The sequence below is a fragment of the Saccharibacillus endophyticus genome (genome assembly GCF_013185185.1).
Lineage (GTDB): Bacteria > Bacillota > Bacilli > Paenibacillales > Paenibacillaceae > Saccharibacillus > Saccharibacillus endophyticus.
The window spans coordinates 52,772-73,748 of sequence record NZ_JAAZWE010000007.1; the positions used below are offsets into that span (position 1 = coordinate 52,772).

A 20,977-nucleotide genomic window follows, 5' to 3' on the forward strand; every position below is an offset into this window, starting at 1 on the left:
CGGATGACATGTCGGTTCTCCCTTTGTGGTTTGAAAGGAAGTGTTGATATGGAGTATTTAGCAAAATCAAAGCCGATCGAAACAATAGCTACGCATACACAAGAATTGATCAAGCGATTTCATATCCTTAAGGACGTACATGCCGATAAGCTCTCATTCCTTAGCGAAAAAGATTGGAAGCTGCTGGAGTGGGCGGTTTTATATCATGATGTGGGCAAGTATAACCCTGTGTTTCAACACAAGTTGCGAAAAGCGGTAGGAGAATCGGAATTGTCATTCGATTTGAGCGTTCTGTATGACCTACAGCATAATTTGCTATCGATCTTGGCATTTCCTCGAAAAGTGTTGAAATTGAATAAAGTCGAACGCGCGCTTCTTTTTCAAACCATCGGATTCCATCATGAACGTGAACGACTGGATGATGAAGAACAGTTGAGCCTGGTGTACGATACCTATTTTCCTGCGCTAAAAGAAACGGTAGCTGACGAATTGGGAATTGAGATTGCCGAATATGGTGATCGCTCTTCACTCGGAATCTTAAAACGTCGTTACACCGAAATCGAAAACGGCCCCGACTTTTATCGTTATGTGCTGCTCAAAGGTCTGCTGCATCGTCTGGATCATGCCGCGTCTGCCCATGTTCCGATCTCCATAGCGCCGGAAGCCAATCCGGGAGCACGAACGGAAGCGTTCATTCAACGCTCTTTTCCCGATACCGGACTTAATCCGTTGCAGCAGTTCTCCAAATTCAACCGCCAACATCATGTCATTGCCGTCGCGCAGACCGGTATGGGCAAGACCGAAGCGGGATTACTATGGATTGGAGACGACAAAGCTTTCTTCACGCTGCCGCTTCGGGTGAGTCTGAACAGCATGTATAAACGGCTAGTCAATCGCGAAGGGCTTAATTTGAACGGACGAGTCGGCAGCATCATGGATTCAGGCGAGTCGCCGTACACGGAAGAAGATTTTGAAGGCGAAGAGGTTGTGGGCCTGCTGCACTCGACGAGTCTAGATTATTTGGAGCAGATGCTGATGGAAGACCGGGAAAAGAACAGCTCACAACGTCGTCAGGCGCAGGTGGCAAAAGACGAAGAACGTCTGCCGCTTATCCATTCCGCGACCAAAGAGTATGCGAACCCGCTTATCGTATGCACTGTCGACCAAATTTTAAAATTCCCGCTGTATTACCTCGGCTTCGAAAAAGAATATGCAACGATGGCGTATTCCAAAGTCGTGATCGACGAACTTCAAGCGTATAGCCCGGAGATTGCGGCGATCCTTATCCGTGCTTTGGTAATGATCGACCGTATCGGTGGATCGTTTATGATCATGACGGCCACGATGCCGAAAATTTATAAGGAAGCGTTGGAACACGAATTGAGCGAAAGTCGCGGGGAACCGACGCATGAACTGGTGATATCGCCGCAACCTTTTATCGACGATACCAATCTGCGGCATCATATTGAGGTACATGAAGAAGATTTGGCGAAATCGTTTGTTTTGGAACGCATCTTGGAAGAGGGTAAGACTAAAAGCGTTCTGGTTATTTGCAATACGGTCAATCGTTCGAAGGAGATGTTTCAAGCGCTCCGAGCATCCGAGATGGCCGATTTGCATCAAATCGTCGTTCGGCTTTTGCATTCACGTTTTGTTCGCAGGCATCGAGCCAAGTTGGAAGAGCGGCTTTTAAAGTTCGAACAAAGCAAAAAAACGGGCATTTGGATTACTACGCAATTGGTCGAAGCCAGCCTGGATATCGACTTCGACCGTCTTTACACGGAAATGTCCGTATTGGACAGCCAATTTCAGCGTTATGGACGCTGTAATCGACGCGGCAAAAAAAATACGACCGAAGCGAATATCCATGTTTTTCTCGGCGATGCCAGCGGTGTAGGATCGGTCTATGACGAGAACTTGTACGATAAAAGCGTCAAATTGCTAAAACAGCATCATGGCACGGTACTTCGCGAATCGATTAAACAGCATATGATCAATGAATTGTACGATCGGAAAAACCTCAAAAACAGTATTTTTTTAGAGAAATTCGATAACGCGCTCCGAGAGATTCGAGACATGACTCCATATGATATGAATCGCAGTGAAGCGCAGAAAATCTTCCGGGACATTCAAGAGGTTCAAGCCGTGCCCAGATGTTTGATGCAAGCAGAAAAGATTCAGCGCGCGATGGCCGTATTTAACAGCAGCAAATCCTTGTGGCAACAAAAAAAGAAATCCAGAAAGGAAATCGAGCACTACCTAGTTGGCGTTAACTTATACAAAGCCAAAAAAAGCGGTCTTCTGAGTCCGTTTCCCGGGATTCCCGATCTTTATATCATAGACGCTCCGTACAATTCTAAAACAGGTCTGGAAGTCGATAAAGCCGCTTATTCCTCATTGTTCCTTTGAGTCATTTTTCAAATTGGGAGGCGCATGATCTTGGAAACGTTAGAGATTCGCGGTGTTGAAATGCATTATTATTCCGTCTGCAAACGCAAGCTTTGGTTGTTTCAACATGGACTCGGCATGGAGCAGCATAGCGAGCGAGTGGAAGAAGGAAAGGTTCTGCATGACTATGCTTACGGACGGTTGGACAAAGAAATCGAGATCGGCGGCGAAGCCGTTGTGGACGCGATCGACGAAGATTGGGTGCGCGAAGTCAAAATCAGCAGCCGCATGGAGCGGGCAGATCGATTGCAGATGCTGTACTACTTGTATCTGCTCAAACAAAACGGGATTGAGAAAAAAGGACTGCTCAGCTATCCCACAGAAAAACAAACGGTTGAAGTGGGGTTGGACGAAGCCGCGATTCAAGAAGTAGAGGCGGCGATGCAGGGCGTTCGTCAAATTGGAAGCGGCACTTTACCCAAGTATCGAAAACTGCCTTATTGCACCAAATGCGCGTATCGGGATTTTTGTCAATCGGGCGAAATCGGGGAGGAAGAAGCATGAGTTCGGGACGTGACGTATTTATTTTCTCGGCAGGAAAGCTGCATCGCAAAAACAATACGCTGTATTTTGTGAACGAAGAAGGAAAATCTCAGCCGCTGCCAGTCGAGCAAACGGAAAATATTCATCTGCTCGGCAATGTGGATTTCAACAGCTCGCTTCTGCACATTTTGACTCAGCATCAGGTACGTCTTCATGTCTACAATCATTACGGATATTACGACGGCACTTATTATCCTCGCAATAGCACAATTTCCGGTTACAATGTCGTGCAACAGAGTTCCCACTATCTGAATCCGGCAAAAAGATTGTTTTTGGCGAAAGCTTTTATCCAAAGCGGTGTGCATCACATGGTGCGAAATCTGCGCAAGCAGGGAGAAGCGACCAAGCCTTATGTGGATACGATGGTGTCACGCGTTGCTTTGCTGGATGCCGCTACCGGAATTCCTCAAGCCATGGGCGTCGAAGGTCAGTGCCGTCAAGTTTATTACGAAGCTTTTCCTTTTTTGCTGAAAAATACAGGCTTTGAATGGTCCGGTCGTAATAAGCGTCCGCCGAAGGACCCGCTCAATGCCATGATTTCGTTCGGCAATGGCGTGATGTATACGACAATTCTGTCAGAGGTATACAAAACGGCGCTTGATCCGGCGATCAGCTACCTTCACGAACCTTCAAGCAAACGTTTCTCGCTTTGTCTGGATATTGCTGAGATTTTCAAACCGTTATTGATTGATCCGCTGGTCTTTACGTTGGTCAATAATCGCAGAATACAGCCCAAGCATTTTCGCAACGAAGACGGCATGTATTTTTTGAGCGAAGAAGGGCGCAAGATTTTTTTGACGGATTTCGAAGCTAAAATGAAAGAAACGATCAAGCACCGCAAGCTGGGACGGCAGGTTTCGTATCGTTACTTAATTCGGTTAGAAGCTTATAAACTGATTAAGCATATGATCGGTGACGAAATTTATAAACCTTTTAAAGCGTGGTGGTAGCATGTTTGTAATTATTACGTACGACGTCGGTGAAAAAAGGGTAGGCAAAGTCTGCAAAAAACTGCGCGAATATCTGGATTGGACGCAAAACTCGGTATTCGAAGGCGAAATCACGAAAGGCACGTTGACGCGTTGTTTGGCCGAGTTGAAAACGATCATGGATGAAGAGGATTCCGTCTATTTGTATAAAGTAGAGAACCCGCGTAATTTGGTAAAAGAAGTGCTTGGAACCGATCGTTCTTTTTATACAATGTTCTTATGAGAAAGAAGTAGTGAAGTTCATTTGCATCGAACCGGAAAAAGAGCGAAAGTGGCTTGAACCCTTGATAGACAAGGGGGTGGGGGTTATTTCGTAGGGCTTACGTTTACACGATTGGCGGTTCGATGCAAATGTTGCCCTTGATGCCGTTACGAAATGGCTCAATGGTGCGGGTTTTGAACGGTTTTTGAGCGGGGTTTTATCTGAACGTAGTGGGATATGAAGATCCCGGAACCGATCCGGGAACCGGTGGTGGGAACGAGTTTTATCTGAACGTAGTGGGATATGAAGAAGTTTCACGGGGAGCTGTGCGAGATCCTGAACGTGTTTTATCTGAACGTAGTGGGATATGAAGCGCCTTGAAGCAGCTCGCGGTCCTTACCGCCTTCCAGTTTTATCTGAACGTAGTGGGATATGAAGGATCACCACGGGCAAGCGCCGGCGGCGCCGCAGCGTTTTATCTGAACGTAGTGGGATATGAAGGGAGCTGGAGCCGACGCTCTCAATGGACGAGCTGAAGTTTTATCTGAACGTAGTGGGATATGAAGGGATATCGAAGTCGACGGCCTGGGCGAGTATACCGTGTTTTATCTGAACGTAGTGGGATATGAAGACGAACGACAGCTGTACCGTCATGCCGTCAATGCGGTTTTATCTGAACGTAGTGGGATATGAAGATAGCTGTGCCTCAGCCTAATGATTTTGTCGCTTATGTTTTATCTGAACGTAGTGGGATATGAAGAGTTTCACAGGCGGCTAGGGCTTGGACCCCCTAAGCGTTTTATCTGAACGTAGTGGGATATGAAGGAGGGCTGATGCGTTTGTTGCTGCTATTCCGGTTGGGGTTTTATCTGAACGTAGTGGGATATGAAGACTAACGAGGAGCGAGTAAACGATGGAAGCCTTCAAGTTTTATCTGAACGTAGTGGGATATGAAGTAGGACATCGTGAAGCTGTTGACGCGTTGGCGCCGTGGTTTTATCTGAACGTAGTGGGATATGAAGACGGAAAATCCGCAATTGATCCCCGAGGCACAACCGTTTTATCTGAACGTAGTGGGATATGAAGAATGGAGTTGGACGCTTATTTGCGTATGCAGGCGGGTTTTATCTGAACGTAGTGGGATATGAAGTACATTCTCTCCTTCTCACCTTGAACCGCAGCAGCGTTTTATCTGAACGTAGTGGGATATGAAGTTCCATATGCGAGAATTCCGAATCTTCAACAAACCGGTTTTATCTGAACGTAGTGGGATATGAAGGTCGGTCTTCCGCTCTCAAATTAATCATGTTCAATCGTTTTATCTGAACGTAGTGGGATATGAAGATGAGTGGAAACCTGATCCCATCAAACCGAAAGTAGTTTTATCTGAACGTAGTGGGATATGAAGGTAGGAGCTACGACGACAATATCGGCAGCCGGATCGTTTTATCTGAACGTAGTGGGATATGAAGACTGGTCAGCATGCTGGAAGAGTGCCCGCTGGATGGTTTTATCTGAACGTAGTGGGATATGAAGTTGGCCGGGCAACCGCTCGATCAGCGGCGTACGGTAGTTTTATCTGAACGTAGTGGGATATGAAGTCCGGTGATCGAAGCGCTTGGGGCGTAAGTGTCAGTGTTTTATCTGAACGTAGTGGGATATGAAGCTGGATAATCCGACACTACTAAGTATTGAAAAAGAGTTTTATCTGAACGTAGTGGGATATGAAGTCCGGCAGCCGGGTACCGGTCCGGCGCGCTTCCGCGTTTTATCTGAACGTAGTGGGATATGAAGTACAAACCACACGCTTCGATCTGAGTCTGATCGCCCGTTTTATCTGAACGTAGTGGGATATGAAGCACGGACAATACCGTCAACGGATGCCGCGCGCTGCTCGTTTTATCTGAACGTAGTGGGATATGAAGCGATTTCGGATATCTGGACCGGCGTTTTAGGTTTCTGTTTTATCTGAACGTAGTGGGATATGAAGTTCCATGATAGAATCAAGAGTGGCCCGGACCTCGGGTTTTATCTGAACGTAGTGGGATATGAAGCTCTTTGCTCAAACTTATTTTCCAGACCCGCTTAACGTTTTATCTGAACGTAGTGGGATATGAAGACCGTTACAGCCACCGATCATAACGCGATCGTGACGGTTTTATCTGAACGTAGTGGGATATGAAGACGTACATCCGGATCGGCGTGTACTCGCTGAGGATGGTTTTATCTGAACGTAGTGGGATATGAAGTCTTCCTGAAGAGAAGAAAACGATGGGCAAAGAAAAGTTTTATCTGAACGTAGTGGGATATGAAGACGGAACTTGTGCGCCTTGTCGGCAACGCAGGAGCGGTTTTATCTGAACGTAGTGGGATATGAAGACAGGTGGTTCGGACATCGTCGAAAAATCGATCCGCGTTTTATCTGAACGTAGTGGGATATGAAGGGCTTGGACATAAAGATAACGTGGTTACTCTCGGTTTTATCTGAACTTAGTGGGATATGAAGCTAGATTGGGCGTCACAACCTACGACTTCGATCAATTGTTTTATCTGAACGTAGTGGGATATGAAGCTGTATAATCCGGTCAGCGCAATAACTCTCGGGGAGAGTTTTATCTGAAAGTAGTGGGATATGAAGTCTTAAACGCAAAAACGGCCCCGCTGGCGCGTGCCAGGTTTTATCTGAACGTAGTGGGAGTAGTGGGATATGAAGCAATGCCCGTATCAAGCGCGCTGCCGAGCTGCTTTGTTTTATCTGAACGTAGTGGGATATGAAGAATGGCGAATACAATCTTGATTTTCAAAGCAAGGAGGTTTTATCTGAACGTAGTGGGATATGAAGTTAAATGGTGGTGACAACTTGACTACATCCGTATTCGTTTTATCTTAAAGTAGTGGGATATGAAGGTCCGAGACGTTCCGCACCTTCTCTCGCTTGGCATCGTTTTATCTGAATGTAGTGGAATATGAAGGCCGGATCGGCAGCTTGGAAAAAGGGAAGGCTCCCAGTTTTATTTAAACGTAGCGGGATATGAAGCATGTCGTCCCAGATACGGCCAACGTCCTCGATCAAGTTTTATTTGAACGTAATGGGATATGAAGGACTTTGCAGCTGATCGGAGAACTCGAGTCTTTGCCGTTTTATTTGAACGTAGTGGGATATGAAGCATACTCCGCAAAGCATCGCCGCGCCTATCTCGGCAACGTTTTATTTGAACATAGAGGGTTATGAAGTTGCCTGGATGTGCCGGGCGGTTTGGTTTATCTCCAATTTTATCTGAACATAGTGAGATATGAAAAGCGATAAAATCTGCTAGACACTGTTCATCAAGTTGGTTGAGATATGAAGAAATCATTTTGATTCTTCAAATATTGTAATAGCTATAATAAGTGAGTACCTTGTCAACACTAAATGATGTTAGCTTTACATATTAGGTAGGCAAGTGGAGTGAATATAAATGGGTTGATATTGACCAGCTTGGAATCTGGGGTGAAAAAAATGAACCTTAACAAAAGCCGACCCGACCGCCTGATCTTCCCCTCCATCCGCTTATGCCAGCCGGAGTGGTATGGGGAGGGTTCATTCCAGCCGAAAGCTTGGGATCGCGCCGGATTGCTGGTTGTCGAAGGCGGCCAAATTACATTATCGCTTGACGGGCGTTTGCATCCAGCCGAGGCGGGCGATCGTTTCTGGATTGCGCCGGGTACGGAGGTGGGCGGACATTGGGGAGATGGATTCCGCTGCTCGCTGCTGCTTTTTTCTTGTCGGCGCATGGAGCGTTTTGGCGGACAGTGGTTGGCGGTAGAGGCGGAACTTCCTCCGGCCGGGCGCTTGAAGCAAGAGATCCAGCAGCAGGAGAGAATTCCGGGTATGGCAAGCGAACCGCCGCCGCGCGATCGCTTGGAGTTGAAGCATGCGCTGCATCGCTGGCTATCCGGTTATTTAACTCTGAACCAGCTTCGAAACGAAGCGAATGCAGAGCGAACCCACGAGCGGAATTCGGGAGCTTCCGGCACTCTGTCCGGAATCGGCCCGGTACTGGATTATATGTCCGAGCATTATGCGCGCGAACTCGGCGTTTCCGAACTGGCCGCTCTCGCGGGAATGAGCATGAACCATTTTATCCGCACGTTCAAGTCCAAAACAGGCCGAACACCCACGCAATATCTGCTGCGTCTGCGGATGTGGAAAGCGCGTCAGCTGCTTTTTTCAACCGATAAGATCAAGACGGTCGCGCGGAGCGTAGGCTACCGGGACGAGCATTATTTCAGTCGGGCTTTTAAAAAAGCAGAAGGAATCGCTCCGGCTTTCTATATGAAGCATCCCGATCGGCGCATCGCGGCAGCCTACTACGGGTTGGACGATTATTTGCGCACGCTTGGTTTGCAGCCGGTGGCGGCACTTGAGAAGACGAGCCGCCAAGACCGTTCGGCAGCAGTTTCGGAACGAACCATGCAAAAAAGTCCCGGTACGGTATGGCTGGACGGTTCGGATTTCAGCTATGCGTCTCTTCGCCGGGCCAAGCCTGATCTGATTCTCACCAGCAGCCGCGTGGAATCGGACATTAGACTGGACCGGATCGCGCCGACCGTTACCATCCCCTACACGCATGATCTCCCGCGCCAGCTTCGGCGAATGGCGGAGATCGTAGGCAAGGAGGAAGAAGCCGAGAACTGGATTCAGCGTTATACGGAAGCGGGGATGGTGCTGCGGCAGCAGTTGATTGCCAAACACGGACGGCCTCTGACGGCATACTATATCCGAGTCGGCGCGACTTTGTGCCGGGTATACGGGCGGCTGAACCAGACCGGCGATTTGCTGTACGACGATCTGGGCATGGAGCTTCCGACAAGCTTCCCCGACGGAGAATGGGCGCTGACCGTCAGTCAGGAGCAGTTGTCCCAATTCGACGCGGACTGCCTTTTTATCGCGATTGAGCCTACGCCGGAAGCCGCCGGAAGAATGCGCGTGATCGCGGCTTCGGAGGAATGGAAAGCTTTGAAAGCCGTACGGGAAGGCCGGATCTATGACGCTGACGATTTCCTGCTCAAAACGCTCGGACCTTCGGGCAGATTGGAAGTCATGCACGATGTTTTTGAAAAGCTCATGGGTTCTGCTGACGCCGGGAAACGTTGACTTTAAGAGAGTCGGGTGAATTTGTCCACGTGAACTCGGCGATAACGTCCATGGAGTAAGCGGCTTTTCTTCTCTAAGATAGTGATAATGATTATCAATGACTTAGGGGGAGCTTATACATGAGAGAGAAAGCTTGGGAAGAAAAAAGGAAGAATAATAATAGGAATACGCAATCGCCAACTCGCAAAATGCGACATATGCGCGCTGCATTGACCCTGATCGGTTTATTGGCAATGATGCTGTTTCTGGCGGCTTGCGGCGCGCAATCCCAATCCGCGGCAACGACCGAGGCACCTGCGACTACAGCGGCTGCCGAGACTGCGACGCCTGCCGCTTCGACAGAAAGTACGGATACCGGATTGCGTTCGATTACCCATTTAAAAGGCACAGCCGAGATCGCGATGCAGCCGCAGCGCGTCGTGGCTTTGTCCGCTGCTTACATCGACCATATGCTGACCATCGGCGAGAAGCCGGTCGGCGTCAACAACGAAGAACGTTACGGCGGCGACTATCTCCCTTATTTGGCGGACGAGCTGGAAGGCGTAGCGGTCGTCGGATCGGCGGATACCCCGAATCTGGAAGCCATCCTGCAATTGAATCCGGATGTCATCCTGGTCGAAAGCCGTACGGCCGAAACCAGCTACGAGCAGTTGAACAAGATCGCGCCGACGATTGTGCTGGGTAACGAGTGGAAAGACTACGACGAGGACCCGGATTTCTGGACCGAGGATCTGCTGAAGGTTGCGGAGATGTACGATAAGACGGAAGTCGCTCAAAGCAAAATCGACGAACTGAAGAAGAAAACGGCCGAAGTCAAAGCATTGGTCGAGAAGTCGGAAAACCGTAAACTGGCCTATGTGCGCGTACGCGAGAAACTGTTCCAAATCTATGGGCAAAACGGTCATCCGACGAACGCCTTATTGTACCGCGACCTTGGCTTCGAACCGTCTTCCATTACGCCCGTCGAGCATCGCGAGGACCTGTCGCTTGAAGGCGTAGCCGACCTGGATGCGAACCGTCTCATTCTCGAGGTCGATCCGAACGGCGGAGACTTCCTCGCGCAAGCTCAGGAAAGTTCGATCTGGAAAGACGTTCCGGCCGTGCAGCAGGAGCAGGTCTACGAAACGGACTCCTTCTGGCTGTTCAAAGGCTGGGGCGTGCTGGGCCGAACGGAGATCCTCGAGGACATACGGAAGCTGGTCGAATAGATGAACGTAAGACGAACGGGACAAAAGGACGGAGACTTCCTGCAAGAGCTTAAAAGGCTGCTGCGCCGGCACTTTGCGGTGGTGTGGATCGAGTCGGAAGAGGATTGGGATCGATTGAGCGAAAGCGGAGAGCTTCAGACGACAAACGCGACCTTAGCCGATTCCCGTACGCTTTTTCCTTATGCTGCCGTGGATCTGCTTGACCCGGTCATTCTTTACGAGGTCCTTGCTCTGCAATCGCGGCAGCTTGGCGACGTATCTTCGGACGTAACGGGAACCTTGTTTGCCAAACGCTATTCGGTGCTGATCGCAGGAATGTTCGCGGCCTACACGTTATACGATGTCCCGATATCGGCAGACTTAAGCGATACCCGCATCCGGCTTGAACAGGGCGGAACCATGGCCTACCTGGTCCGGCACGATTCGCAGTTTGCAAATCCGGCCGAACTTATGGATGCCGGGCGTAAAAGATTGCCTTCGTCCGAAGCGCGATCCGGTTTCTCCGTTTACGCCCGACGCATCGACGAACATTTCAGCACGATACTCGACGCGGTAAGCTCAATCACGCGTGCCCATAACAAAGTGCTCCGCTCGCTCGTCCTGCATCAGGTGCATATGCTGTACGCCGGACTGCAAGCCGAGGCGGCCCATCCGGACTTTCGACCGCGCGGCCGCGCAGCCCTCATTGCAGCGGATCGCGAAGCCTTGAGTCGCCCGGAAAATGCAGCCTTCCATGCAAACTTTCGCCGGGCCGAAGAAAGCCCGCCGAATCGCCCGCTGCTGATGCGCCGATACTGCTGCCAAGCTTATCGCACGTCACCCGGAGGGCATTCGCACGGCTACTGCGAGAGCTGTCCCAAGATCGGCAGCGGATAAAAGAGACGCATTAAACTTTAAAATGTTCCCTTTTGAAACGAAAAACCAGACATCCAACGCGCATCGGTATTCAATCGATGCGCGTTCTTGATTTTGTATGTGAAGAAGTAGATTTTTATAACCCCAAAAACGGTGAAGCATAAGCGAAGGGAGAAATTCAGTGAAAGACGCCTTTGAACTCGTAAAGCCGAAGGCTTTATGAGTGAGACAGCGCCTTGAACGAATTTTCCCCGCAGCCCCCGAGCTTCACCCCCCCACCCCATTCTGTGTTAAGCTAACCACATAGACCGGTTCGGAAAAATCTCGGCCCGGCAGCGCTTTATTCGCGAAGGAGGATGTTCGATGATTGTTATTCACGCCGATATGCAGATCAAGCCGGAGAAAAGGGAAGCTTTTCTTCAAACGGTTCAACCGCTCGTAGCCGGATCGCAAGCCGAAGAAGGTTGTCTGCGCTATACGCTGACCCAAGACGTGGCGAATCTCAACCGGTTCACGATGATCGAAGTCTGGGCGGACCAAGATGCGGTGGATCGCCATAATGCCTCGTCGCATTTTACCGGCTTCTTTAAAGTTTCGACCGACTTCTTTGCCCTGCCGCTGAAGGCCGAGAAATTCACTGCGGCGGACGTTTAGACCGAGAACTCATCATACAGGGGGCTAGATCATGGGGAAAAAGGTTAATTTGTATCTGATTCGGCACGGCGAGACGTATCTCAATCGCTATAAAAGAATGCAGGGATGGGCGGACAGTCCGCTGACGGAAGAAGGCAAGGTTGTGGCGGTCGCGACGGGGGAAAAGCTGGCGGATACCGTCTTCGCCCACGTTTACACGAGCGATTCGGGGAGAACGCTGGAGACGGCAGAAATTATTTTGAAGGAAAACAAGCATCCGGTTCCCTTGATCAAGCGGACCAAAGCTTTTCGCGAAACGTTTTTCGGCGGCTTCGAGGGCGAGTATTCCCAAGTGGCGCTGAAGCAGATCGCGGAAGTGGGCGGCATCGGAAGCTTCGACGAGCTGCGCCGACAATTCACGGTCAAGGAAGTCGCGGACCTGATCAAAAAGGCGGACCCTTACGGCCACGCGGAAAGCTTCGACGAACTATGGACGCGCATCCAAGGCGGGTTGGAAGAAGTCGTCGGTCTCGATTACGAGGACGATGCCAATATCCTGATCGTTTCGCACGGCAACACCATCCGCAATATCGTCAGCCAACTGTGCGAGGAAGTGGACGCTTCGGTCGAGATCCGCAACGCGAGCATCACGATCTTGCAGCATGTGGATCAAGAGTACGGAATGGTTTGTTTTAACCAATAATCGTTAAGGACGGCTGCGGCCGTCCTTTTTTTGTTGGCGTTCCGAGCGTTTTCCGACTCTCTGACAGTGCCGGAGAAATTGAAGGTTTAACTTCGGCGTCGTTTGCTTTACACTTTTTTGCAAACGATTACAAAAAAAGAACGGGCAAGAGGGGGCCGGACGGATGCAGCGCAACAAGACGAGTATCCTCTTTTTCAAACGGTTGATTAAGTACTTTCTGATCTTGGCTATACTCATTCTGATGATGGCTCCGTTGTATGTCAAATCGTATGATTTGGCCAAGCGGCTGACGATCGAAAAAAGTTCGGCTCGGTTGGAAGACGGAATCGGGGCGTTGGAACGGCAGGTGCTGCGAGCGCAAGAGATCGCGAATCTGCTCAGACAGGAAGAAAGTTTCAAACGGCTGTTCTTTTTGCAAGGCGAGCCTTCCAGTGCTTATTATTACGACTTCGAACGTCTGCAAACCAAGCTGAAAAGCTTGTCGCTGACGCAGGATCTGTTCTCGAATGCTTATATCGCGTTTCGCGACAATCCGGTTTTCGTATCCAATTCGCTGTCTTCGGATAACGCGGACGATGTTTACCGGCGTTATTACCGCTATCCGGGCATGACCGCACAGGAATGGAAAACGATGTTGTTCGGCAAAACGGACGTTTTTCGTATCCTGCCGTCCAAGGCGGTTCACTCCTCTTATTACAGCAGGCACGACTTTCAGGCAATGACGGTGCTGATCAACAATTCCTACTATAATGCGCTGGATGTCAAAAGCGTGCTGGCGATCGACATCAACACGGAAGATATCGCGAAGCTGCTGCTGTATGAGGAACAGCTTCGCGATCATCAGGTATACCTGACCGACCTGGACGGCAATCTGTTGTTGGCAAAAGGGAGCGAAGCGAGCGCGTCGCAAGCCGATACTCTACAAGAAGTTTTGACCAAACAAGCATCCACAGGCAGTCCGAAGGAAGGCGCGATCGAGCTGAACTCGCGGCAATACGTGACGCTGAGCGACGCAAGTACTCAGTTGGGCATTCGCGTCGTCGTCGCGATTCCTTCCAGCACATTCGAGACCAATATCGATGCGCTGATGGAACTGGTGGCGACGTATGCGGCTGCGGGCGCGGTCGTCGTCGTGCTGCTGGCCGTCCTGTTCTCCATGCGCGAAACGTTGACGCTCCGGAAGTTGGTGGAAGCGGCGGGAACGTTGAGCCAGGTGAATTTTACGACGCTGAACGAATACAAATACATGGATCGCGCATTCACGCGTATTCGTTCGATCAATGAAGAACAGCTGGGACGAATCGAAGCATTGAACCGTTCGATTCGCTATTCGGTACTGAAAAATCTGCTGGTGCTAGGCGTGCATACGCAGCGCGAGTTGGAAGAAGCGATCGATTGTTTCGGCGATACGTTCGAAAGGTTTTGCATAGCCAAGGCGAGGTGGAGCACGGAGGAGAACAGAGAAGAGCGAGATGAGGCGACCCCCGCTTCGTTGCGGCCTAATCCAGGTATCGAGTTGGAAAAAGTGCTGCGGACGCTGTCGGATTACGGCGTGCTGGCGCTTCACTTTCATGCAAACGAAGCGGTATTCGTGCTGTTCGGCAAATCGGAGGAAAAAGGCTCTGTTCAGGAGCTCGGAGACCGATTATCCGATATGCTGCGGACGTTGGGCCGCGATGTTCCATCGAGCTCGATCATCAATATCGGCTTGAGCGGGATGGGAAGCGGATTGAAGCAAGCCAGACCGGCGTATGAACAGGCGCAATGCGCGTTGTCGCTTCATGAGAACGGAATCTCCAGCGGCGTGCATGTTTTTGAGCGGTCGGGCAGCGGGGAAGGCGGGCCGGAATTCGACCATACGATCCCGCTCAAGCTGCATGATGCGTTGATTGCGGGAGAAGAGCGCGGCACGGAACAGATTTTTGCCGATGCGTCGACTCAGATGGCCGACCATGCGCGAACCGAACAAGAACGGCTGCAAATTTTCTTTACCGTCAGGCAAACCGTGTCCAATGCCCACAAAGTGATGCGTCTCGGCAACGGATATAAAGAAGAAACGAAGGTAGAGGCTCTCCCCGAATATGACCAAACGAAAGACGTATTCAAGCTTTTCGACCAACTGGAGCAAACCGCTCTGGAGCTATGCAGGTCGGTGATCGGTCGAAAAAAAAGCAACAACGACCGATTGAAAGCGGATATTTTGAATTACGTCGCAGAGAACTACGGGGACTCGTCGCTGTCTGCGGGAAAGATTGCCGGGGAATTGATGCTGTCGGAGAAATACGTGTTTTCATTCGTGAAAGAGCAGACCGGCAAAAGCTTGGGCAAATATATCGAGGAGCTTCGTCTGGACAAAGCCGAGCGTCTGCTGATGCAGACCGACGAGCCGAACAGCGCCATTTTGAAAAAATGCGGCTTCGGCAGCGAAAATACCTTTTACCGCGCTTTCTCCAAAAAACACGGCGTCACGCCGTCGAGCTGGAAAGAAACGCACCGCAAACTTACGTAATGACAGGTCGGAAAGAAATTGCCAGTGCCCGGATCGGACGATGCGACAGGGATGACAATAGTGCCGGTTCCTCAAAGCGGAAACATTGTCTACATTGAATTTGTAAGCGATTCCATTCAAAAGGGAGGAACACAAGTTGAGCATACGAACGAGATATGAGGCATGGCGAAAAGGAACGGCATCGGCTCTGGCTTTGATCTTGGCGGGAACGCTGCTGTCGGCCTGCGCTTCGGGCAGCGGGCAGGAAGCGGCGCCGGCCGTAGGCGAAGACGGGCGTCCGATTATTACGGTTGCGGTACAGGCTAATCCCAACGTCGAAGATTACGAGACCAACCATTACACCAAGCGGATCGAAGAAGCGATGAACGTGGACCTGCAATTCATGGAACTGCCGAGCCAGGCGGAGGAAGCGATCACCAAGCTGTCTTTGATGGTATCGTCCGGCTCGAAGCTTCCCGACGTGATCAATGTGTATCTGAACGAGTCGACGATCTATGATTACGCGGCCAAAGGCGTGTTCATCAAACAGGACGATTATCTGAATAACGCCGAGCTTGCGCCCAACTTCAACGCGATCCCGGACAAAGATTTCGTGTACAACGCGATGAAGCTGGCGGACGGAAGCGTCTATTCGCTGCCGCGCCACAACGTATACGAGTGGAACGAAGGCTCCAACCGGGCGTGGATCAATGCCGATTGGCTGGACAAGCTGAATCTGGAAACGCCGCGTACGACAGACGAACTGCATCGCGTATTGAAAGCGTTTGCCGAGCAGGACCCTAACGGCAACGGCAAAAAAGACGAAATCGGCATGGTCGGCTCCACGAACGGCTGGTCGCAGAACGTGCGCGTGTTCTTGATGAACGCGTTCTTGTATGCCGATCCGGCGAAAGGATATCTGAACGTGGAGGACGGCAAAATTTTCCCTTCGTTCACGCAGCCGGAATGGAAAGAAGGTCTGGAGTACATGAACCGGCTGGTCGCCGAAGGGCTGCTCTCCCCGTTGTCGTTCACCCAGGACGAGACGCAGATGAAGGCGCTCATCAACGTGCAGGGCGGCATGGCGGGCGTCGTTCCGGCCGGAAGCTACAGCGCGTTCGGAGCGGAGTTGGAGAACCATATGACGCTGCTTGCGCCGGTCAAAGGCCCTGCCGGATTCTCCGCAACGCCTTACAGCCCGTCGATGCCGACGCCGCTCTGGTTTATAACGAAAGATGCGGCCGACCCGGAACTGGCTTTCAAAGTCGGCGATTATTTGCTTGATCCGGAAATGTCCAAAGTCAGCCGTTACGGCGAAAAAGACGTGGACTGGAGCGACGATCCGTCGATCACGGCGCAGTATCTCGGTCCGTTCGAAGAAACGGAAGGCATTCCGACCCGGTTGGCGGATCTGAATCCGGGCATCTGGAACAATCCGCAAAACAAAAATTGGAACGACGCGAATCCGGCTTACCGCTCTTTGGAGACCAACAATTCGGCTTCCAACATGAAAAAGGACGCCGCCGCCGCGGCGCCCAACTGGCAGCCCGCCTACGCGGACGGATACGTAACGGCGTTTCCCGAAGAATCGATCTCCAAACTCAGCTACACGCCGGACGAGTTGAAGCAGGTCGCGGACAGCAAAACGGCGATCGACAACTATGTCAACGAGAGCGCCGTCGCGTTTATCACCGGCAACCGCCCGATGTCGCAATGGGACGCCTACATGGAAGAACTGAACAAGATGGGGCTGGACGTTTATCTGGAAGCGGCTCAAGCGGCGTATGACCGATCGCAAGCTCAATGACCGTGACCTAACAGGTCCACGGGGACCGGAACAGGAGGACACTTATGAGATCCCAACCTTTGCCGTCGGGCCGGGCGAAAAACGGTTCGAAAAAAAGCATCAGATCCGGTTGGCAGCTTTATCTGTTCCTGCTGCCCGCCGTCGTCTATATCGTCATATTCGCTTACGTTCCGATGGCCGGCGTGCAAATCGCGTTCAAGGAATACGACTTCACCAAAGGCATCTGGGGCAGCGAATGGGTCGGACTGGACAATTTCAGCCGTTTTTTCGAATCGTATCAATTCTGGACGATCATTCGCAATACGCTGCTGCTCTCGCTGTACAGCCTGGTCATTTCGTTTCCGCTGCCGATCTTGTTCGCGCTGGTGCTGAATTCGTTCATCGGGCAAAAATTCAAAAAGATCGTGCAGTCGGTCTCGTATATGCCGCACTTCATTTCCACCGTCGTGATCGTCGGAATGCTGGTGCAAATCTTTAACCCGAGAACGGGCGCTTTCGGTTCGCTGTATACCTTTTTTACCGGAAACGTGATGCCCGACGCGTTCGCGAATCCCGATCTGTTTCCGCATCTGTACGTATGGTCGGGGATCTGGCAAGGCATCGGCTGGAGCAGCATCATCTATATCGCCGCGCTGTCGTCGGTCGACGAGCATTTGCATGAAGCGGCTCAGATCGACGGGGCTTCCAGGCTTCAGCGGGTGCGGCATATCGACTTCCCGTCCATTTTGCCCACGGCCACGATCATGTTGATTTTGGCAGTCGGGAATCTGATGGATATCGGCTTCGAAAAAGTCTTTCTGATGCAAAACGATCTGAATCTTTCCAGCAGCGAAGTGATTTCGACGTACGTGTATAAGGTCGGATTGACCATCGGCGCAGGCGACTTTTCCTTCGCGACGGCGATCGGGTTGTTCAATTCCGTGATCAATTTCGTGCTGTTGATTATCGTCAATTTCGCCGCCAAACGGATGGGGAACGCAAGCTTGTGGTAAATGCCGCAGCCTTTTCCGGGCAAAGAAGCAAAGGAGGAACGGTATGGGCACAGCTCGGGCAAAACCAACGTCGAAAGCCGAAAGCGGAGCCAAAAAGGTCAAGTTTTCCACCCATCCGACTTCGGACAAAATCTATTACGTGTTTTCCGGCATCATTTTAACCAGCATCCTGATCGCCGTGGCTTATCCGTTAATTTACGTACTGTCGGCCTCGTTTTCGTCAGGCACGGCCGTCTCTTCGGGACAGGTGCTGCTATGGCCGGTCGATATCAGTTTGGAAGGCTACCAGGCCGTGTTCAAAAACAAAGACATTCTGCGTTCGTACGGCAACACGTTTTTGTATACGATACTCGGGACGTTCATCAATGTTACCGTCGTGATGACATGCGCGTACGCGCTGTCGAGACCGGGGCTTAGAGGCCGTAACTTTTTCATGATTTTGTTCACGTTCACCATGTTTTTCAGCGGCGGATTGATTCCTTTTTACATGCTGATGCGCAATTTGCACCTGATCGATACGATGTGGGCGATGGTGCTTCCGGGCGCTTTGTCCGTATACAACATGATTATCGCCCGGACGTTTATCCAATCTTCGATTCCCGGCGAGTTGGTCGAGGCGACGAGCATGGACGGATGCAGCGATATCCGCTTCTTTTTCTCCTTCGTGCTGCCGTTGTCCAAAGCGGTCATCGCGGTGATTACGCTGTTCTCGGCCGTCGGCCACTGGAACGCGTATTTCAATGCCCTGATGTATTTGAACGACCGTTCGCTTTATCCGCTGCAAGTCATTTTGCGGGAAATTCTGATCATGAATCAAGTAGACGTGAGCATGATCATGGACCCCGAGCTTCAGCAGGCGAACGTGCAGGCGGCGGCCGTGCTCAAGTACGCGTTGATCGTCGTGGCGACGCTGCCGATTCTGTGCGTGTATCCGTTCATTCAAAAATATTTCGTCAAAGGCGTCATGATCGGATCGTTGAAAGGATGAACCGGATGAACAAACGAATGCAAGGCACGTGTCCGGACGGTCTGCTGCGCAAGCTGAACCAGTTGGAGACGCCTGCGGATTTTGAACCGACCGGGACGGATCGAAGTATCTATCTCGACTTGATGGAGAGCGCGTTGGACGGTTGGCGGTTCGGGCAAAAGGCAGGCGCGGACGCGGAAAAAGACGGCCTTCAGGTCCGCTCCCGGGTCTTGTCGTGTCTGGGAGGTCTGATCGCCGCGGGACGAAGAGAGGAAGAACTGAGGGCGTGGGAAGACTTGATGGACCGGGCTTGCGACGATCTGCCGAAACGCGGCGACGCCGGACATGCCGGACCGGAAACCGATTTTGCCGTAAAAGAGCTGATGCTGGCGCTGCGTGCGATGCAACCAAGGGTGCCGCAAGAAAAATTTGCAGGCTGGAAAGACAAGCTTGGACAAATCGAGCCGGAGCGCCATTACGCGTCCGTACTCGGTCGCGTATCCGGCAAAGAAGCGCTGCACAATATCAATATTTATAATATGGCGGGCGAATATTTGCGCGAAGCGGAAGGACTGACCGATAGCCGCGATTATTTTGCCGAGCATTGGCCGGCGCAGCTGGAGCGTTTTGACGAAAACGGCATGTACCGGGACCCCGGCAGTCCGATGCTGTACGATCTGACGGTTCGGGCCCATATCGGCTTGATGCTCGGATCGGGTTACGGCGGGGAATTCCGCGAAGCGTTGGACCGGAATATCCGGCAGGGAGGGTTGATGTCGATCTTCATGCAGTCGGCTGCGGGGCAAGTTCCGTACGGCGGACGAAGCAGCCAGTTCAACTTTAACGAAGCGCTGCACGCGGCAGTTTGCGAATACGAAGCGTCGCGTTATGCCAAGCTGGGCAATTTCAAAGCAGCCGGAGCGTTCAAACGCAGCGCCAAGCTGGCGGTTCGATCCGTTTTGCGTTGGGTGCGTCCCGAAGCGGGCGGGCTTCCCCGGCATCTGAAAAACAAGTACGATCCGCTGTCGGAATACGGCGCGGAGCCGTACGGGCATTACGCCAAATATATGATCAGCCTGGGCAGTTTCGCCTACATGGCTTGGCTGGCTGCGGATGACGGGATTGAAGAAGCGATTTGCCCGGCGGAAGCAGGCGGATACGTTTTGGGAACCTCGGATTCTTTTCATGCCGTCTTCGCCAATGCGGCCGGGCGTTCGATCCAGATCGACCTTTGCGGCAGCGCCGGATACGACGCGACCGGGCTGGGACGTTACCATCGTTCAGGGCTGCCGACCGAGCTCGCGCTGTCGGCGCCTTTCGCTGCAAATGCCGCCTATCGGCTGCCCGGACAAGCAGATTCGTCGGATGCCTGCATCGGGCCGGGATGGAGGACGCCCGACGGCAAACTTGTTTTTTTGGCTGAACTGCGGGGCGACGGGCTGAAAAGCGAAGTCGAGGTCGACCGGGCGGAGACGTCGGAGGTGAGGCTGCGTATCGGGTATTCAGGGCCGGCTTTGACGCAAAAAGGGATCTTCGGGATCGAAGAGAAGTACACGCTCTCCGCTCGAGGGCTGGAGATTGCGTGCCGGATCGTGCCGACCAGTGGCGAGGAAAAGCCGGAAGCGTATTATCGGGTTCCGCTGTTGGTCGAGAACGGCGGGGATTATATCGTTTGCGAGGTCGCCGCGCCGCAGAAAAGAGAACGGGAACCGGAACGGGAGGAAGATCGTACTCCGGCGCGGCTTGCCGACGTCCGTCTCGGGACGACCGTCTATCGGGTAAGCACGACCGGGATTGCGGCCTTGGACTTCGAATGCGCCAACCGGAACGGCGTGTATCGGCTGGTCACGCTGCGAGCGGCCGGGACGGAGCAGAAGCTGAAGCTGGATATGGATACGTTTGGAGCGAAGCAGGCAGAATGAAGAGTGGAGGAACGTCGAATAAAAGCCAAACCTTGGGTCGTCTCCGGGACGACTTAGAGTTTGGCTTTTTCGTTGAAAAGAAA

General features: G+C 51.7%; 14 protein-coding genes and 1 CRISPR repeat array. All 14 genes read left to right on the top strand.

Annotated elements, in window-relative coordinates; all coding sequences use genetic code 11:
• The first annotated feature begins 48 nt into the window (after window positions 1-48).
• Window positions 49-2,409 carry a CRISPR-associated helicase Cas3' gene (gene cas3, locus HRQ63_RS22095; protein ID WP_172247328.1) on the top strand — a complete coding sequence of 787 codons (2,361 nt, stop codon included), beginning with the start codon at window positions 49-51 and terminating at the stop codon, window positions 2,407-2,409.
• 30 nt (window positions 2,410-2,439) lie between these two features.
• Entirely contained in the window at window positions 2,440-2,952 is a 513-nt protein-coding gene (gene cas4 / locus HRQ63_RS22100) for a CRISPR-associated protein Cas4 (RefSeq protein ID WP_229714143.1), read from the top strand.
• Window positions 2,949-3,941, top strand: a complete 993-nt coding sequence (gene cas1b / locus HRQ63_RS22105) for a type I-B CRISPR-associated endonuclease Cas1b (protein ID WP_172247330.1) — start codon at window positions 2,949-2,951, stop codon at window positions 3,939-3,941. The genes cas4 and cas1b overlap by 4 nt, the downstream gene beginning before the upstream one ends.
• Window position 3,942: 1 nt before the next feature.
• A complete protein-coding gene (gene cas2 / locus HRQ63_RS22110) occupies window positions 3,943-4,203 on the top strand; it encodes a CRISPR-associated endonuclease Cas2 (RefSeq protein ID WP_172247331.1) in 261 nt (86 codons plus the stop codon).
• 193 nt (window positions 4,204-4,396) lie between these two features.
• Window positions 4,397-7,416: direct repeats of the CRISPR family, unit length 29 nt; unit sequence GTTTTATCTGAACGTAGTGGGATATGAAG.
• 265 nt (window positions 7,417-7,681) lie between these two features.
• On the top strand, window positions 7,682-9,319 hold the full coding sequence (locus HRQ63_RS22115) for a helix-turn-helix domain-containing protein (protein ID WP_172247332.1): 1,638 nt from the start codon (window positions 7,682-7,684) through the stop codon (window positions 9,317-9,319).
• 119 nt (window positions 9,320-9,438) lie between these two features.
• Complete coding sequence (locus HRQ63_RS22120) at window positions 9,439-10,527, top strand: ABC transporter substrate-binding protein (RefSeq protein ID WP_229714142.1); 1,089 nt, start codon at window positions 9,439-9,441, stop codon at window positions 10,525-10,527.
• A complete protein-coding gene (locus tag HRQ63_RS22125; RefSeq protein ID WP_172247333.1) occupies window positions 10,528-11,403 on the top strand; it encodes a (2Fe-2S)-binding protein in 876 nt (291 codons plus the stop codon). It abuts the gene before it with no gap.
• A 342-nt stretch (window positions 11,404-11,745) separates the two neighbouring features.
• Entirely contained in the window at window positions 11,746-12,036 is a 291-nt protein-coding gene (locus HRQ63_RS22130; RefSeq protein WP_172247334.1) for a putative quinol monooxygenase, read from the top strand.
• A gap of 31 nt (window positions 12,037-12,067) precedes the next feature.
• A complete protein-coding gene (locus HRQ63_RS22135; protein WP_172247335.1) occupies window positions 12,068-12,718 on the top strand; it encodes a histidine phosphatase family protein in 651 nt (216 codons plus the stop codon).
• A gap of 163 nt (window positions 12,719-12,881) precedes the next feature.
• The gene (locus tag HRQ63_RS22140) at window positions 12,882-15,227 is read left to right on the top strand and encodes a helix-turn-helix domain-containing protein (RefSeq protein ID WP_172247336.1); all 2,346 of its coding nucleotides are present in this window, start codon (window positions 12,882-12,884) and stop codon (window positions 15,225-15,227) included.
• Between the two features lie 136 nt (window positions 15,228-15,363).
• Window positions 15,364-17,013, top strand: coding sequence for a type 2 periplasmic-binding domain-containing protein (locus tag HRQ63_RS22145; RefSeq protein WP_172247337.1), 1,650 nt, complete (start codon window positions 15,364-15,366; stop codon window positions 17,011-17,013).
• A 44-nt stretch (window positions 17,014-17,057) separates the two neighbouring features.
• Window positions 17,058-18,005 (top strand): ABC transporter permease, encoded by a 948-nt coding sequence (locus HRQ63_RS22150; protein WP_172247338.1) that lies wholly within the window; start codon window positions 17,058-17,060, stop codon window positions 18,003-18,005.
• A 43-nt stretch (window positions 18,006-18,048) separates the two neighbouring features.
• Window positions 18,049-18,993: a carbohydrate ABC transporter permease gene (locus HRQ63_RS22155; protein WP_172247339.1), complete on the top strand. Its 945-nt coding sequence runs from the start codon at window positions 18,049-18,051 to the stop codon at window positions 18,991-18,993.
• Between the two features lie 5 nt (window positions 18,994-18,998).
• On the top strand, window positions 18,999-20,894 hold the full coding sequence (locus HRQ63_RS22160; RefSeq protein WP_172247340.1) for a hypothetical protein: 1,896 nt from the start codon (window positions 18,999-19,001) through the stop codon (window positions 20,892-20,894).
• Window positions 20,895-20,977: the final 83 nt, after the last annotated feature.